11 protein-coding genes are annotated in these 17,398 nt (G+C 43.4%); 2 read left to right on the top strand and 9 right to left on the bottom strand.

Annotated features, from left to right (window positions below; genetic code table 11):
- The first annotated feature begins 11 nt into the window (after positions 1–11).
- Positions 12–2,132 (top strand): glycan biosynthesis hexose transferase WsfD, encoded by a 2,121-nt coding sequence (wsfD, locus tag CST_RS04645; protein ID WP_015358676.1) that lies wholly within the window; start codon positions 12–14, stop codon positions 2,130–2,132.
- A gap of 3 nt (positions 2,133–2,135) precedes the next feature.
- Here wsfD and gcvPB read toward each other — a convergent pair whose 3' ends face one another.
- The 5 genes from gcvPB to CST_RS04620 form a co-directional block, all read right to left on the bottom strand.
- On the bottom strand, positions 2,136–3,599 hold the full coding sequence (gcvPB, locus tag CST_RS04640; RefSeq protein ID WP_335743710.1) for an aminomethyl-transferring glycine dehydrogenase subunit GcvPB: 1,464 nt from the start codon (positions 3,597–3,599) through the stop codon (positions 2,136–2,138).
- Positions 3,596–4,936: an aminomethyl-transferring glycine dehydrogenase subunit GcvPA gene (gene gcvPA, locus CST_RS04635; RefSeq protein WP_015358674.1), complete on the bottom strand. Its 1,341-nt coding sequence runs from the start codon at positions 4,934–4,936 to the stop codon at positions 3,596–3,598. The genes gcvPB and gcvPA overlap by 4 nt, the downstream gene beginning before the upstream one ends.
- Position 4,937: 1 nt before the next feature.
- The gene (gcvH, locus tag CST_RS04630; RefSeq protein ID WP_015358673.1) at positions 4,938–5,321 is read right to left on the bottom strand and encodes a glycine cleavage system protein GcvH; all 384 of its coding nucleotides are present in this window, start codon (positions 5,319–5,321) and stop codon (positions 4,938–4,940) included.
- Positions 5,322–5,375: 54 nt separating this feature from the next.
- Entirely contained in the window at positions 5,376–6,473 is a 1,098-nt protein-coding gene (gcvT, locus tag CST_RS04625) for a glycine cleavage system aminomethyltransferase GcvT (protein WP_015358672.1), read from the bottom strand.
- 80 nt (positions 6,474–6,553) lie between these two features.
- A complete protein-coding gene (locus CST_RS04620) occupies positions 6,554–10,003 on the bottom strand; it encodes a glycoside hydrolase family 2 TIM barrel-domain containing protein (protein ID WP_237266374.1) in 3,450 nt (1,149 codons plus the stop codon).
- A gap of 246 nt (positions 10,004–10,249) precedes the next feature.
- Between CST_RS04620 and CST_RS04615 the strand changes: the two genes are divergently transcribed.
- Positions 10,250–10,588, top strand: coding sequence for a cupin domain-containing protein (locus CST_RS04615; RefSeq protein ID WP_015358670.1), 339 nt, complete (start codon positions 10,250–10,252; stop codon positions 10,586–10,588).
- A gap of 138 nt (positions 10,589–10,726) precedes the next feature.
- Here the strand turns inward: CST_RS04615 and CST_RS04610 are convergent, their stop codons facing one another.
- The 4 genes from CST_RS04610 to CST_RS04595 all read right to left on the bottom strand — a co-directional run bounded on the left by CST_RS04610 (position 10,727) and on the right by CST_RS04595 (position 17,236).
- On the bottom strand, positions 10,727–11,482 hold the full coding sequence (locus CST_RS04610) for an acyl-[acyl-carrier-protein] thioesterase (RefSeq protein WP_015358669.1): 756 nt from the start codon (positions 11,480–11,482) through the stop codon (positions 10,727–10,729).
- Positions 11,483–11,619: 137 nt separating this feature from the next.
- Complete coding sequence (locus CST_RS04605; protein WP_015358668.1) at positions 11,620–13,527, bottom strand: alpha amylase N-terminal ig-like domain-containing protein; 1,908 nt, start codon at positions 13,525–13,527, stop codon at positions 11,620–11,622.
- Between the two features lie 47 nt (positions 13,528–13,574).
- A complete protein-coding gene (gene glgP, locus CST_RS04600; RefSeq protein WP_015358667.1) occupies positions 13,575–15,209 on the bottom strand; it encodes an alpha-glucan family phosphorylase in 1,635 nt (544 codons plus the stop codon).
- Between the two features lie 17 nt (positions 15,210–15,226).
- Entirely contained in the window at positions 15,227–17,236 is a 2,010-nt protein-coding gene (locus tag CST_RS04595; RefSeq protein ID WP_015358666.1) for an alpha-amylase family glycosyl hydrolase, read from the bottom strand.
- Positions 17,237–17,398 lie beyond the last annotated feature (162 nt).

Raw genomic sequence — 17,398 nt, 5'->3', positions numbered from 1 at the left:
TTTTTCCGGGGATGATAAACTTGAGTCCGCGGCACAGATATATTATACTGGCTGTTATTCTCTTTTTTGCTGGCGTAATATTATTATACGTTCCTAACGTCGTGGGGATTGCAGACAATACCGACTTTATAAGAATAAGCCGTCCGTCCGGATTTCTTCTGGACAATAATCTTAAGTTTTTTTATTTCCAGCGCAGATTTGAATATATCAAGTCCTTTGACAACCTGTATGATTTTGCAGGGTTTGTATTGAATCCCGAAACTAAAGATGAAATCGGATTAAAATCGACCATGTTTTTGTTCGTGAAAGCTGCCCAACTGGCGGACGGTACCGTGTCGTATTTGAGATATGGGAAAATAGAGCATTTCGATATTGCGGCCCTTTCGACGGTATTTCTTTTGCTGCACGCCGTTTCGGTCACTCTTATTTATAAAGCGCTTAAGACCGGTAAAACAGCATATGATCTGTTTATTTTGCTTTTTCTGCTGACAGTTTTTTATAACATGGGCTATATCCTTTATTACAATTCTCTTTTCGGGGAATCGGCGACTTTAGCAGGCTTTCTGATGTGGTTTTCGGTTTTGCTTAATATGGTTCACAATAATGAAGTAAAGTACCCGGCTCTTATTCTGTATTTTACAAGCGGCATAATTTTTGCTGGTGCGAAAGTGGCCAATATTCCGTTAGGCTTTCTTATCGCCGTTTTCTCAATATATTTCCTTTTCATTGCAAAAACTCCCGGAAAGAGAATCTTTGTTCTTCTGGGCATTTGCCTTACCGTTTCAGCCTCGGCCAGCTTTTACCGGGAAATCCCCGAATGGATGGCAAAGCCAAACAATTACCATTCGATATTTTACGGAATTCTGAAAGGTTCAGACACCCCGGAAGAAGAGCTGCAAAAGCTTGGAATAGATACAAAATACGCTGTTCTCGCCAACACGACTGTTTATGACGATCTTGACGGCTTTGACGTCTTCGGCGAAGAGTTTCAGAAGGAGGTCCATGACAAAGTCGGGCCACTGGAGGTTTCGCTGTATTATCTGAGAAATCCCGGAAGAATGTTTGAAAAGCTTAAACTGAGCGCTGAATCAAGCGTTTTTATCCGGCCCCCGTACCTTGGAAATTACAGCATTGAAGACGATACCGAGATTGTAAAGTTTGTAAAACGCAATTCCATATGGGAGTGGATACGTAAGCAGTTCAACGGATATGCCTTTGGCGCTGTGACCTCAGTATTTTTACTGTATTTTTCGGTTACGCTTTACCAGTTTTATTTGTTAAAAAAGAAAAAAGTTAACAGGTCTGCCGGTTTTATTCTGATGAAATTCACGCTTATGATTTTCGCGGGAAGCCAGTGGATATTTCCGGTTATAGGTAACGGGGAAGCCGACCTTATCAAGCACATGTTTTTATTCAACCTGCTTTTGGACACAATGATTGTCCTGCTTGTAGGCGATATTCTCAAACTTATGACGGAAAATATGCTGAACAGGCAGATTGTCTTGTCTTTCCTGGCTTTTTTCGTGGTTTTCTTTGTTCTGATATCCGCAGACGGCAGAATATCGGGAAACAAAGTACTGTTATTCGGAAGATACAAGGGACAGCCCCTTGAATGGGAAGTACTGGAAGAAACCGACGGGTATTATTTCGTCGTGGCGAAAAACATCGTGGAATTTCGGCCGTTTTCCGGCAATACCAATTATTGGCCGGAATCGGACATTAAAGCGTGGCTTAACGACGATTCCGAAAAAGGTTTTCTGTACGAATTTTCCGAGAATGAAAAAAACAGAATTCTGCCGATGAAAAGAAGAACGGTAATCCCGCCTGCTTTCGCTGACAGAAAGGAATATGGTTCCCGTCCCCTCTACTGGTTTTGTATTCCCGGTTACGCGTCGCAGAATTATGACAGCGCATACCAGGTTGAAAATACCGAAAAAGTTTTCCTGCTAAGCATAAAGGAATGGGAAAACCATGATTTTAAAAAAATTAAAGGTGTTCCGTACTGGCTCAGAACACCTTATACAATAGGCACAACGGTAAGAATTGTAGGCGAAGACGGCTATGTTTACCACAAAAAAGCCGACACTGAAAACATCGGTGTGCTTCCGGCGATGATAATTAAAAAACAATAATTGTCATTCTGTTTTTCTTTCATACTTCAAAACCGGTTTACGTGCCGCCGTCGCCTCGTCAAGCCTCTGAACGGGGGTATTCACCGGCGCATTTCTTAACTTTTCGGGTTCGTCCTTTGCTTCATTGGCTATTTCAATCATCGCATTTATAAACTCGTCAAGGGTTTCCTTGCTTTCTGTCTCGGTAGGTTCGATCATTAAAGCCTCCCTTACAATAAGGGGAAAATAAATGGTCGGTGGATGATACCCGTAATCCAGAAGTCTCTTGGCAATATCAAGCGTCGAAACACCGTACTGCTTCTGCCACTGCCCTGAGAAAACCACTTCGTGCATGCAGGTGCGGTCATATGGCAGATGGTAATACTTTTTAAGTTTTTCCTTTATATAATTTGCATTCAGTACAGCGGCTTCGGATACTTTCCGCAGGCCCTCAGCGCCAAGGGCCCGGATATAGGCGTAAGCCTTAACGACCACAAGGAAATTCCCGTAAAAAGACTTAATTTTGCCTATGGAAAGCGGCCGGTCATAGTCCAGATGATATTTTCCGCCACTGTATTCCACCACTGGCTTTGGAAGGAAAGGCGCCAGTTCCTTTTTTACACCTACAGGGCCTGAACCGGGGCCGCCTCCGCCATGCGGCGTACCAAAGGTTTTATGCAGGTTCAGGTGTACAACGTCAAACCCCATATCCCCGGGCCTTGAAACACCAATAATCGCATTTGCATTTGCGCCGTCGTAATACAATAATCCTCCTGCGTTATGGACAATTTCGGCAATCAAATCAATATTTTCATCAAAAAGCCCGAGGGTGTTCGGGTTGGTAAGCATGAGCCCCGCAACTTCATCACTCATCAGTTCTCTCAAGGCATCAATGTCAATTCCGCCCCGGTCGTTGGATTTTACTTCAACAACGTCAAAACCCACGGCTGCTGCCGAAGCAGGATTGGTACCATGGGCCGAATCAGGAACTATAATCTTTGTGCGTTTATAATCGCCGTTTTTTTGATGAAAAGCTTTGATTATCATAAGCCCGGTCATCTCGCCGTGGGCTCCTGCAGCCGGTTGCAGAGAAAACCTGTCCATACCCGTAATTTCGGAAAGAAAACGCTCGGTCTGATATAAAAGTTGCAGACACCCCTGCACCGTTTCCTCAGGCTGATAAGGGTGAACTTTCATAAACCCCGGGAGTTTCGAAACTTCTTCGTTTATTTTCGGGTTATACTTCATCGTACATGAACCCAAAGGATAGAATCCCGAGTCCACGCCGTAATTTTTCTGTGACAGGTGGGTAAAATGCCTTACCACGTCCACTTCATTCACTTCAGGGAGATCAATCTCTTCATTACGTAAATATTCCTCGGGGATAAGATTTTTGATCTCAACTTTCTCTACGTCACATTCGGGCAACAGGTTTGTGCCTTTTCCCGGCACGCTAAGTTCAAATATTAGTTTTTCCTCCTTTTTCAGCATGCCGAAACCACCTCCGATACAAACCTGTCAATGTCGTCCTTTGTTCTTTTTTCGGTAACTGCAACAAGATATCCGCCTTTAAACTCGGGGTAAAATCTTTCCACGGCAAATCCGCCTATTATCCTTTTTTCAAGCAGACAATTATTCAATCTTTCCACATCCCCGCTGTAAATGAGCATAAATTCCTTAAAGAAAGGCCCGTTGAATGCAGGTGCAAAGAGACCTGTCTCAATCAGTTTCCTGTACGCATAATGGGCCTTCTGAAGGCAAAGTTCCGCCACTTTTCTGAGGCCCTTTTTTCCCATAACCGAAAGGTATATTGTCGCGGCAAGGGCATTAAGAGCCTGATTGGAACAGATATTTGACGTTGCCTTTTCCCTTCGTATATGCTGTTCTCGGGTCTGCAGCGTTAAAACGTAACCTCTTCTGCCAATCCTGTCAACCGTCTCCCCGACAATTCTGCCGGGCATTCTCCTTGTGAATTCCCTTCTGGCGGCAATGAAACCCAAATACGGTCCTCCGAAAGCAAGCTGGTTTCCCAGCGCCTGTCCTTCACCTACAACAATATCAGCTCCCAAATCCCCGGGAGCCTTCAGAAGCGCAAGGGATATCGGATCACAGCTCACCACAAGCAGGGATTTATTGGCGTGTGTCATTTCTGCAATTTCTTTTATATTCTCTATAACTCCAAAAAAATTAGGGCTTTGGACCAGCACCGCAGCGGTATTTTCATTAAGCAGCTCCTCCAGTTGCCGTAAATCGGTCGTCCCGTCCTTTATCCCACATTCGGTTAGAGCCATCCCTTTAAATTTTGTGTATGTGTCCAAGACCTCCCTGCTTTCAGGATGTACGCTCCTTGTTATTATTATCTCGTTTCTCCTGGTTATATCGCAGGCCATTGAAGCAGCTTCTGCGAGAGCAGTTGCGCCGTCATACAGGGATGCGTTTGAAACGTCCATCCCTGTAAGACTGCATATCATTGTCTGGTATTCAAATATCGCCTGCAGCGTTCCCTGGCTTATCTCGGGCTGATACGGAGTATAAGCGGTATAAAATTCCTGTCTCGACAAAAGGTTTGTAACAACACTCGGAATGTAGTGATCATAAGCTCCCGCGCCAAGAAAACACGTATATTCATCGACGTTTATATTCATCCCGGCCAGCTTCCGCATATGGGCTTCCAGCTCAAGCTCAGACATGGCTTCGGGAATGTTAAGCCTGTTTTTTAATTTAACGCTTTCAGGTATATCGGAGAACAACTCATCAATGCTTTTTACTCCTATTTCCTCAAGCATTTTCTGCTGTTGTTCATCCGTAGTCGGAATATATGACATACTATTCCTCCTCTTTGCAGAACCGTTCATAATCGTCCGGTTCCATAAGAGTATCTATTTCGGACGGATTGCTTATTTCAATAGCCGCAATCCAGCAACCATAAGGGTCTTCGTTTATTTTTTCCGGGCTGTCGCCAAGGGATTGGTTTACTTCCACTATTTTCCCCGACACGGGAGTATACACGTCCGATGCAGCCTTTACCGACTCCACAACGCTTAATACGTCTCCGCTGTTAAGCTGTTTTCCCACCTCGGGAATTTCCACAAAAACTATGTCTCCCAGTGAATGCTGAGCATAATCGGTAATCCCGATATAAGCTTTGTTTCCTTCAATTTTAACCCATTCATGATCCTTTGAATATTTTAATCCCTGCATTACTTTCATTTGTGATAACCTCCAGTACTTTTCAGTATTTAATAATAAATATTATATCGAAGCTTATCCTTTTACATATCTTTTAGAATAAAAGGGCAGCACCACAATCCTTGCCTTTAATTCTTTGTTTCTTATAACTACGCTCACTTCCTGGCCGACTTCGGAATAAGCTGAATCAACCAGCGCCATACCAAGATTCTTCCCGAGTGTGGGCGAAAAATTCCCTGAAGTGACATATCCTATTTTAACACCGTCGGCCGTAACATCATAGCCCGTTCTCGGAATTCCTCTGTCCACCATTTCCAAACCCGCTATTCTCCGCTTCACTCCCGTGGATTTTTGTTTCAAAAGCGCGGCCTTTCCTATGAAATCATCCTTATCCAGTTTGACAAAACGGCCAAGCCCAGCTTCAAGCGGAGTAATCTCCTCTGACAGTTCCTGTCCGTATAACGGGAGAGCTGCTTCAAACCTAAGCGTGTCTCTTGCCCCGAGCCCCGCGGGTACAAGCCCGCAGTCTTTTCCGGCGTCCAGCAGACTGTCCCATATTACCGGTGCGAATTCACTCTTTACATATATCTCAAATCCGTCTTCGCCCGTATACCCGGTTCTTGAAATGATTGCCTTACGACCGCATATTTCGGCCTCAGGCACGAAGTTATAAAATTTCAGCTCTTCCAGCCTGATATTCACAAGCTTCTGAAGTATTTTCCCGGCTTCGGGTCCCTGAACGGCAATTTGGGCATATTCTTCCGACAGATTTTTCACCTCAACCCTTCCCCGAAAGTTTTCCATGATCCACTGATAATCCTTATCGGTATTCGACGCATTTACAACAAGAAGATAAAAATCGGACGAAAATTTGTACACAAGGATATCATCCACAACCCCTCCGTCAGGATTGCACATTGGCGAATAAACAATGCGGAAATCCTTTGTCCTGCTTATATCGTTGGTTATAATTCTCTGGACAAACTCGGTGGCATCAGGACCTTCAACGGCTATCTCGCCCATATGGGAAACATCAAAGAGACCTGCGGCATTTCTCACCTTTCTGTGCTCTTCAATAATCCCGGAATACTGTAACGGTAAAGCCCAACCGTGAAAATCCACTATTTTTGCGCCCAGTTCACAATGTCTGTCATATAGCGGTGTTCTCTTCATAAATTCCTCCTGAAAATCCGTACACCGTAATTTTCCGGTGCTACGGGCTGTTATTTTATTTTATCATATACAATTCTTCTTCATTTCTCAAACTTAAACCATCCGAAATCAAAATTGGAGCCGGGTAAAAACAGGAAAGTCACCTTTTGTCTGCCCGAAACTTTTTCCAGCTCGAATACCTTTACGGTATATTCATCTGATTTTTTGAATTCAACCAGCCGGCTGTCTTGCCCCTGTTCGTTTTCAAACCTTATATGTATTGTATTATCAATGGGTGCCCTTCCTGAAATTATGACTTTTGATACACCCTCCTCACCGAAATCCATATTGTCGAATTCTAGTGACACGTTGTTTCCTATTCTTTCAACAAAATCACCCCTGATTTCATAATTATCACCGTAAATTTTGTCACACCACGCGGCCATATTCCTTTCATAAGCCCTGTTCTTTCTTTCAAATACAAATCCTTTCATATGTACCTTTCGGTTGAAGACAAAATATACTGAGGTAATGCCGCGTAGAGTTTTCGAAAGCTTATATATTTCTTCCTGATACACATTATATATGCTTTCTTTCTGATAAACCGCATCAGCAAGCAGCGTGCTTCCCTCTTTGTAAGGCACCCCTTCCCATATCTGGAAATAGTGTGGTTCGCTTGTCAGTGCAAAAATAGGTATTGTAACGGTATCTGAACCATCCGGTCCAAAATCAAGATTTTCAAAACCTACCTGGGATTCTCCTTCCCTTCCCGTTGCTATACCCTTTTCGTTGCCACTGGAAATCTCGCCTTTGCTGTAATCATAAAGGCCTGCATACACGAATTCATACGGGTTTTTGTAAACAACACCAAGTCCTTCGGCTTTAAATTCCAGCTGGGAAATAAGCCTGGTTTTGTCCGTTCCGTTCCTGCTGGTGCAGCGAATCCTGAATTCACCGTCGCCAAGAGCGGTTATTTTGGCTTTCAGCCCCATAGGTTCAACCTTGACAATATTTGATTTTATTCCCGCATCATTAACCGCACTCCACTCAACCTCACGGTATGAAGCGTTTTCGGGGTATAGTTTCGCTTCAATGATTATTTCCCGGTTTGAAGGATTGAGCATCCTGTCCGCAGGCGCAACAAGCTCTATTTTCCGAACGGGTATTTCGTCGAAGTTGCCTGTAACGCACGGCAATTCACTGTTCCGCATATTGGCGGAAACCCCTTCGATTACGCCTCCTTCAGGCGGAATTGACTGGAGCTCCAGTCTGCATCCCTCCAATCCCTTCGACGTTACCTCGACGGTAATACTTCCCGGTTCCAGGGTTGCTGCAACTATCGCCATTAATTTGCCGTTAAAGAGTCTCCTGCTTAATCCCTTATACTGGTCAAAATCAGTACTGTCACCGTTATCAAGCCCCACCAGCCTTCCCGCTCCTGTTACGTTAACAAAAACGCGATTGCTGGCATTCTCCACCTCGATCCCGTTTTCATCAACAACGGTGATTTCCACGAATATCAAATCCCTGCCGTCGGCAACAAGCACTTCCCTGTCAGGTTTGAGACAAATCCTTCTGGCGTCCTTGAAGGATCTTTTTACATCGGTGGCAATAACATTTCCGTTTTCGTCATAAGCTATTGCTTTAAGTTCTCCTTCCCGGTACGGTATTTTCCACCAGCCCACAAGCTGTTTTCCGTGTTTGAAGTCAATATCATGGGTTCCGATGGTAACTCCGTTCAGCTGGAGTTCTATACGGGGAGCATTTGAACATACCCTTACATCAATAATCTGCCCTTCATTGAAATCCCAGTACGGGAAAATATGCACCATCGGATTTGTTTTGTAATCGGTCCAGGCAGCCTGAAAAATATAAAAAGAATCCTTCTTAAACGTTGCTGTATCCAGCTGACCGAAATATGAATTCTTTGTATGGTAAGGCGTGGGTTCGCCTATATAGTCAAACCCTGTCCAGATGAACTGTCCGAGGGAAAAAGGCGTATCCCGCTCGGCTATGATACATGCTTCGACTGATTTTGCCCCCCAGCTTACCGTACTGTTTCCAAGAGCCGAACACTGCTCGTCTTCATCTGAAAGAATGGCCTGCTCGAACGGGAAATGATAAACTCCCCTGCTTTGCACCACCGATGATGTTTCACTGCCGAATATTACCCAGTCGGGATGCTCTTTATGATGCTTATAGTATAAATGTTCAGCATAATTATAACCGGCAATTTTCAGTATGTCCGCGCATTTCTGGGCGTTCTCCCAGGCCATGTAATTTGAAGCTATCGTAATTTGTGCATTGCCTTTCGGATCAAACTCCCGTACGTAATTCATAAGCATCCGGGTTATTTCCTGTCCTCTTTCGTCGGCATGGGTGTCGTAAATCTCGTTGCCTATGCTCCACATAAGCAGGCTGGGGTGATTTCTGTCCCTTTTAACCCAGCTTTTAACGTCCCTATACGCCCATTCGCCGAAAAAACGTGCATAATCGTAAGTTGTTTTTGGTCTTTCCCACATGTCAAAAGCCTCGGACAAAACAAGGAAGCCCATTTCATCGGCCAAATCCATAAGCTCGGGCGCAGGCATGTTATGAGCGGTCCTTATTGCGTTTACCCCCATCTCCTTCAGCAGTTTAAACCTTCTTATCAAGGCGGCTTTATTAAAAGCCGCACCGAGGGCACCAAGATCGTGATGCTCGCATACGCCGTTAAGTTTAATTTTTTTTCCGTTCAGAATAAGACCCTGATCTGGATCCAAAATTATTGTCCTGAACCCGATATTCTGAGTTACACATTCAATGCATTCAACGGTTTTCCTTCCGTTTTCATCGGTCTTTACCAGTTCCATCTGTGTAACGAGTTTATACAAATTGGGTTCATCACAGCTCCACAGAAGAGGTTTTTCCACATACAGCTTCTGAGTGTTTACGCCGCTGTTTCCTCCGGCCTTCACAAAATCCTTTGACGATGCTATTATTTTGTCGCCGCGGATTATCTTATGGGAGATTTGAACGTCGTCGGTTATTTCATATTCTGTATCAACTTCCACTTCCCATATTTCGCCTTTGCACCGGGTTGTTATGTAAATCCCGTCGGTAACAATATGATTTTTGCTTCTTGTTTTAAGCCATACGTTGCGGTAAATCCCCGCACCTGAATACCACCTGCTGTTAGGGCTTTGATGCACGACTTTCATAATTATTTCATTATTTCCTTCTTTCACAAAATCAGTTATATCATGCTCGAACGAAGAATAACCGTATTTCCATTCACCGGCAAACTGTCCGTTCACATAAAGAGTTGAATCCATGTAAACGCCGTCAAAATAAAGAAGCATCTGATCGGGCTTTTTTTCAACCGTAAATTTTTTGCGGTACCATCCTATGCTGTTCTCATAGAGATCCAGAGTATTAAAGATAAGCCAGTCATGGGGGATATCGACAGGTTCAAACTTCAACGACCCGATGTTACCAAGTTCAAAACCCAATGCGGTTTTTGCAAATTCCCACCCGTCATTGAACAACACTTTCCTGTTCACGTCCACCATCTCCCATTAATGTTTTTGCCGTACTTTTCCGTAAAATAGCGTTTTATCTTTATTAAAATGGCAAAAATTAAAAATTCATTCTAAGATATTCTACCATAAAACAAAATAAAAAACAGCCACCTCAAGCCAGCAATGAAATGATTTGCTAAATTTCGTTTAGAAAATGTTGCCTCGGATACGGCAAAAGGAAAGCGGAGATGATATTATATCCGTATAAGCAACAATAATATGTGGGAGGGCTGTGTCATGGACAAACTTATTAAAAACATTGAATTTTCAAAAGTTTTAAATATGGAGAATCTGGTTTCATACCAGGAAGGACAGGTAGTAAGCAGAACCCTTGCCCAGGGCAAAAATGTAAGCTTAACACTGTTTTCCTTTGACAAGGGCGAAGAAATCAGTTCCCATTCGTCAGGAGGTGACGCCCTTGTCTATATACTTGACGGTGAAGCAGAAATAACCATCGGTGGGGAGGTATTTAACCTAAAAAAAGGTGAAACCATAGTAATGCCGGCAGGTATTCCCCATGCGCTGCTGGCCAGAGAACGGTTTAAAATGCTGTTGGTTGTGGTCTTTAACCCTTAACCGTCCGGAATTTTTCATGAGCGGGCTGCTCCGGATAAAAAACATTCGGGGCAGCCTTTTTGCTTAACCAGTAATCATACATAAGGCTGCCTCGTTTTAAAGGCAGCCGTTTTCCGCCTGGGCCTGTTAAAAACCCCGCTAATCAAACTTAAGTTCTGCGCTGAAGGCGGGTTTTTGATCGGCTTCGTTTATGCCTTCTATATATACCTGATTTGAACCTGCGCCGGATACATCCCGGTAAAGAATTAACGTGTCCCCGGGAAACACTTCCTTTAGGTAATTGACCTGAATTGACCTCACGCTGTGTTTTTTGTGTTCTTCTATTGAAAAACAGTCCATAATGAAATCTATGTATTTTGCATTGTTTATATGTCCGTTGGCATCGGTATCACTGTAGCCAAGGACCCTTTTATAGACAACCTCGGGCTCACCGGCGGGTCTAAGCTTGCGGAGTCTGCCCTCCAGTGCGCGTTCGTCCGTAAATTCCAGTGGCGGATAATCACCGGAAATAATCTCGCTTTTTCTGATTTCCCTTGTCTTCAGGTCCAGCAATACCCAGTTGGAGATTGCCGCAGCAATGATATTCCCGTTATCATCACGTACCCTGAAATCCCTGTCAAATTCAAACTTTTTCGGTCTGTGCGGCCAGGTTTCAACCGTTATTTTTTCATTCCATTTAGGTATTCTGTTTATTTCCACAAGAATTTTTGTAAGCACCCACGAAACCGAGTATTTCTCGGATAATGTATTCACACCTATACCCAGTTTTTCGACATTCATGATTGCAGTGTCCTGAAAATAACCAAACAGGGAACTGAGCCTCAGATCATTGTTAAAGTCCACGTCCCGGTAACCTACAATGTAACTGTTTCTGTAAACCAGTTCAGGTATCAACAGGAATCGCCCCTATTCTGTTTTTAAATATAACCAAAACACCCACCTTGAATAAAGGTGGGGTTTTTTAATAATATTATGTATTAAAGAAAATTTTATTTCAATCCTCTTTTTTTTAATCATTTCCATATTATTCTTTAAAATATAACCTCATACAGCAAACATTCGTAAGGCTGCAGTTCCACTTTCAGAATTCCGTTTTGGACGCAAGTATTCCTGAACCGTCCGAAAACTTCGGTTATTTTTGAACTGTCGGTCACTCCTATATAGACTGCGGGAATATCCACATTTACAGCTTTGTCCTCCTGGGAACAAACAACTATATATGCCTTCGTGTCGGTAAAGCGGGCGTATGAAATTACATAACCTTTCGCATACAATATCTTAAATCCGCCTGACTGAAGGGCCTTTTCCCTTTGCTTCAGCTGGCATAATACTTTATGGAACTCAAGGCAATTTTTATCATGCAATTCTTCATCCCATACCATCGGGTATCTGCATCCTTCAACCGACTGAGTGGTACCGTTTATCGAAATCTCATCGCCATAATATATCGCCGGCGCTCCGGGGAAGGTAAACTGCATTATGATTACGCCTCTTCTTGTTTCATAAGATATGCCCGAATGATTATGTAATCGTGATATATCATGGCTGTCATACATATTATACTGCACAAGTGCCATTTGGTACGGGAGCCTTGCAAGATTCTGCATAAACATATTTGCCAGTCTTTCAGCTGTGCATCTGGAAGCCTTAAGCCCGAAAGCCTTCACCCTCTGGTCAAAATGACTGTTTTCTCCGGCAAACCAGCGTACAGGGAAACCAAACCCGAAATAATTCATACATGCATCCCACATGTCACCGCGTAAGAATTCCATACTGTCGGTCATGTGCTCTCCAACGATATATGCCCGGGGATTTACTTCCTTAATGCTTTTCCTTATCTCCCGCCATACCTCTTGATGCATCTGATATTCATCCATCCGGGCCATGCAAAATCCGACGTCAAACCTCCAGCCGTCAATATTGTACGGCGGTTTCAGCCATTTTCTGACAACCGAATTTTCCGCTCGGTAAATTATATCACGAAGTTTCTGTGACCGGTAATTCAGCGTTGGAAGTGTTTTAACCCCAAACCATGCATGGTAATTGTTTTTATTGTCAAAATAGTAAAACTCTCTCTCCTCACTGTCGGGATTATTGTATGCACCGACCGTTTTCGGGAAAAATTCTCCGTCTTTGTTAAACCACTTATGCGCTGTACCGGTATGGTTTATGGATACATCAAGTATGATTTTCATGCCATTACGGTGAAGTTCTTCCGACAAACTTACCAGAGCTTCATTTCCCCCGAAATGGGGATCCACGTTAAAATAGTCAATGCAGTCGTATTTATGGTTCGTAGCAGCCCGGAAAATGGGGTTTATATACAGTGCGTTAACCCCCAGTTCTTTCAGGTATGGTATCTTTTCCCTTATTCCTTCAAGATCGCCGCCGAAAAAGTCAAGGCAAAAACCTTCTTCATATTCGCACGGTTTTTCATTCCATTTCTTCTTAATCGTCGGATGGCCGTCAAAGAAATACTCATTGTCCTTAACGTCGTTTTCAGGATTGCCGTTATGGAAGCGATCGGGGAAAATGTGATAGAATACTGATTTTTTAACCCATTCAGGGCATTCATAATCCGCGATAATCCTGAAATCATACTCCTCGGCGGGGGAGTAATCGGTCAGGCCAAGCTGTGTATAGTAATATGTTTCGCTGTCGGTGCCTATCAGGAAGTGGTAATGGATTTCAGGCTGTGAAACCTTAATTTCACAGCCGTAATATTTAAAAATACCCTTTTCCTCAATTTCTTCCATTTTTATATGCATATCCCCGCCGTTTTTTATATACCTTAGCACAACCGCCTTTACCGGAGCCCACTTAAAGACTCTCAGCTTTATAAGCACATTTTCGCCAAGCGCCGGGTTGGGATTGCTGACAAAATATTCCGACCCGTCAGAGTAAATACTCTCCTTCCAGTCATGAATCTTCATATCCATTTAAAATCACCCCGTAATCCGCATTTTGCCCGGTTGCCCCGCCCATTTCATTCTTTTGCGGCCGCCGCCAAATCCGAAACTTCAGGTTCATACATCAGACTGTAATAATCCCGCAGCATTCTTCTGGCCGAAAAATTTTCGGTGGACATTCTTATGCTTTCCCTCATCATTTCCAGCCATTTCTTTCTGTTTTCATAATATGTCGGCATAACTTCTTCAAAAAGTACTTTGTAAAGCGATTTTGCATCATTTATGTCGCAGTCTTCCCCTTCATAGCCGTCCCCTATCTGCCATCCGTTCACACCGTGGATGCAGAACTCCGGCCACCATCCGTCAAGTATGCTCAGGTTCAGAACGCCGTTCATTGCGGCTTTCATACCCGACGTACCGCTTGCCTCCATAGGCCTTATGGGGTTGTTAAGCCATACGTCGCAGCCTCTTGTGAGCATTTTGCCTATTTTCATGTCATAGTTCTGAAGGAAAACAACGCTTTCGGGATAAAGTTTTGTCATTTTGTACAGTTCTTCGACTATCTTCTTACCGGTAAGATCATTCGGGTGCGCCTTGCCTGAAAAAATAAGCTGCAGTTTCCCTTCCTTAAGAACAGGTTCAATCATTTTTCTGTCGGTGAATATCAGATTGCTTCTTTTATACGGGGCAAACCTTCTGGCAAAACCGATTGTAAGAACGTCCTCCTTAAGCCTTATGCCGTTTCTTTTATATATCTCTTCAATCATTTCCCGCTTTGCCTGCATGTGCAATTCCCATAAATTGCTGCCGTTGTATCCGTCTGCAATTCTCCTGTCCTGCCATGTGCCGTTATGAACCCCGTTTGTTATTGCAATTATTTCCGAGGAGTTATCCACACCCTTCCACATTCTTTTTGCCGTCTGTCCGTGAAGTTGTGATACCGCATTGGCCTTTTTTGAAAGCCTCAGTCCCGCCACAGTCATGCTGAACGGTTTGCCGCCAATCCTGGCCATTTGTTCCCCGGTAAGGCCGTTAAAAGCTCCCATATACTCTAATAATTCGAATGAATGAACTTCATTCCCGGCCTCCACGGGAGTATGGGTGGTAAATACTATTTGCTTTCGTGTTTCCTCCCATGCTTTTTCAAACGGCATACCCTGTTCCATTCTCTCCCTGATCAGTTCAATTCCGGCAAGTATCGGATGGCTGTCGTTAAAATGGTAAATATCCACGTCTATCCCCAGCTTTTTAAGAGCTCTCACACCACCTATACCCAAAATCATTTCCTGCGCCACTCTTTCCTCGTCAAACCAGCCGTACAGCTGTCCGGTGATTAGCCTGTCAGGGTTGCCGGGAATATTCGTATCCAGAAGATACAGAGGATTATTCTCAAAACAGTCGCAAAGCCATACCTTTGCAGCCACGTCCCTGCCTCTTATTTTCACCTTTACGGTTACATTTGTATCCTTAAGGAAATCATATACGTATTCGGGATAGCAGTCACACGGCCTTCCGTTTTCGTCTATCACCTGTTTTGTATATCCCTGTCTCCACAGAATTCCCACACCGACAATCGGATATCCTTCATCCTTTGCCGCTTTTAAAATATCTCCGGCAAGTATTCCGAGCCCTCCGGAATAAATATTGAAATTCTCGTTCAGCCCGAACTCCATACAGAAATAAGCAACTTTCGGCAGATTACCGTTTTTCATATTCAAGCCCTCCAATCTCACTGAATGCTTATTATTAAGAACTCACACGGTCCAAGACATGTTTTTTGGCTTAAAAAGGTGGGTTCTCCCGCAGACCGGTTGCCGGCATAAACAACCTCCAGCTTCTTTTTTCCTATATGCGCAGGAACAAATTTTTCAATATCTATTTCAACTTTCTCCTGTTTATCTCTGTTTGCGACGAAAATAACCCCTCTACCGGCGTCATTGTCGTAATAACACAGAGACGTAATTTTTGTGTGTTTCAGCATTTTAGGAAATATGATGAAATTTTCTTTTTTCGTTAATATATCACTAAAGGACTTTCTGATTTTTCCGGCATGGGAAAGAATGTCTCCGATGCAGTCCGTATTTTTCCAATGAATACAGTAAGCATCGAAAAAAGCAAGTTTTCCGTACATCGGATCGGTTCTGTCCAGGACAAACCTTCCCGCTTCGGTATTGCCAAGCCCCAGATTCATCGGCTGTATCTCCATTACCTCCATGCCGTTGTTTATAAACGGTACTGCGTTTGGTATGAAATAATTCAGAAATACGAGCATGGACAAAATTCTTTTATCCTGATACCTAAGCGCCGCCCTCGGAGTATCAGGTGTTTCAAGGGCCGCTATCACGGGGAGTCCGGATTTCAGCAAATTATCGGTAATAAGCGCACTGTTGAAACCGGGCTCGTCAATGCCATTGTATATTTCCCATGTGGTACCGGTTATAAAATGATAACCGTATTTCTTTGCGTTCTCAGCCTTTACCGGATCAAATTCCTCGGACCAGAGTATGAAATTCTCATTTATTGCCTTTGCTCTTTTTATTATCTCTGTGTTCAGATCGGGGGAAAGGGCATGGGCCATGTCAATTCTGGCGCCGTCTATGCCGTATGTTTTTTGATAATACGGTATAACACCGGTGATATAATCAATGAGCTCTCTGTTTTCAAGCCTGCCTCTGAACACACTCAGCCGTACACCGTCCTGCATGATGTAAGGCGGCGTGTTTTCACCTACGTATTTTTTCGCTTCTTCGTGCAAATCAAAATAAAATTTAAGGAATGTTACATCGGTCCATGGCGGCTGATTGTCGTTAACCACGTCGGAAAAACCCGGTACCGTTGTTATTTTAAATTCAGACTCAATTAAACCGAGAATATTCTCTCCCGTCTTTTTATGCCTTTCCACCAGCTTTGCCCATTTTTCGGGATCTATTTTGTCGGGGGAATAAGTGAACTGAGCTATGTACTTGCTTATACCCTCTGACCTGTAAAGAATCCCGATGGAATCCCTGTCCACAGCAAAGGGCTCTTTCTCCCCGGTAACAGGCGCCGAAAAACAGTCCGCATATTCCAAATCAATCCAGTAAAACCAGTCGGGATGCTCGACGAGCAGATCGTTATCCCTTGAAACAGTTCTGAACACAAAATCAACCATTACCTTTATTCCGAGAATATGGCATGCTTCAACGAAAGCTTTAAACTCGGTCTCAATGAGCGGCTCGGCAAATTCACCCAAAAGGGGATCATGAAGGTTTTTGTCCAGCTTATAAATGTTCTTTATGGCATATGGACTTCCCAAATCGCCTTTCTTATACTTCGTGCCGTATTCAAAGACGGGCAGCAGATATATTATGTCAACATTCATATTTTTTAAATAAGGCAACAAACAAATGGTTTTTAGGAAAGTCCCCGGTGATAAAACACCTTCGGTGTGATACCATGCCGTAAACGCCCTTACAAGTATGCTGTATATTATCTTTCCTTTAAGTTCCTGTATTAAGTCCCGATCTCTTTCGCCGGAAAATTCATTATAACAGCCGTTTTGGCCGGCATAACGCAGTATATGGTTTTCTATGACGCAGGCATAGTATTCATACGGGTTTATGCATATTTCACCGTCTTTTTCATATAATATTCCTTCATGGCATCCCGCCGTGTTCCATGCCTTTGGGATAAAGTAATCCCTCTTAAAGGTGTCCTTTTTATTTTTAAGAATTTCCAATACAAATTTCAGATTCTCCATAAGTCCACCCTATACTTCAATAATTCTTGTCCTCTATTCAAGTTTAGCCATCAACGGAAGATAAAAGATTTTCAGAATTTAAGAAATATAAACCCCATGAACTTACAAATCCCCCCTCTCTGATTTATCTTTCATGAAAAGACTTCCAATCACAAACGAATG

It is taken from the genome of Thermoclostridium stercorarium subsp. stercorarium DSM 8532, from assembly GCF_000331995.1.
GTDB lineage: Bacteria > Bacillota > Clostridia > DSM-8532 > DSM-8532 > Thermoclostridium > Thermoclostridium stercorarium.
Note: the sequence above shows the minus strand (reverse complement) of the source record. Positions and strands in the feature narration are given on the sequence as shown.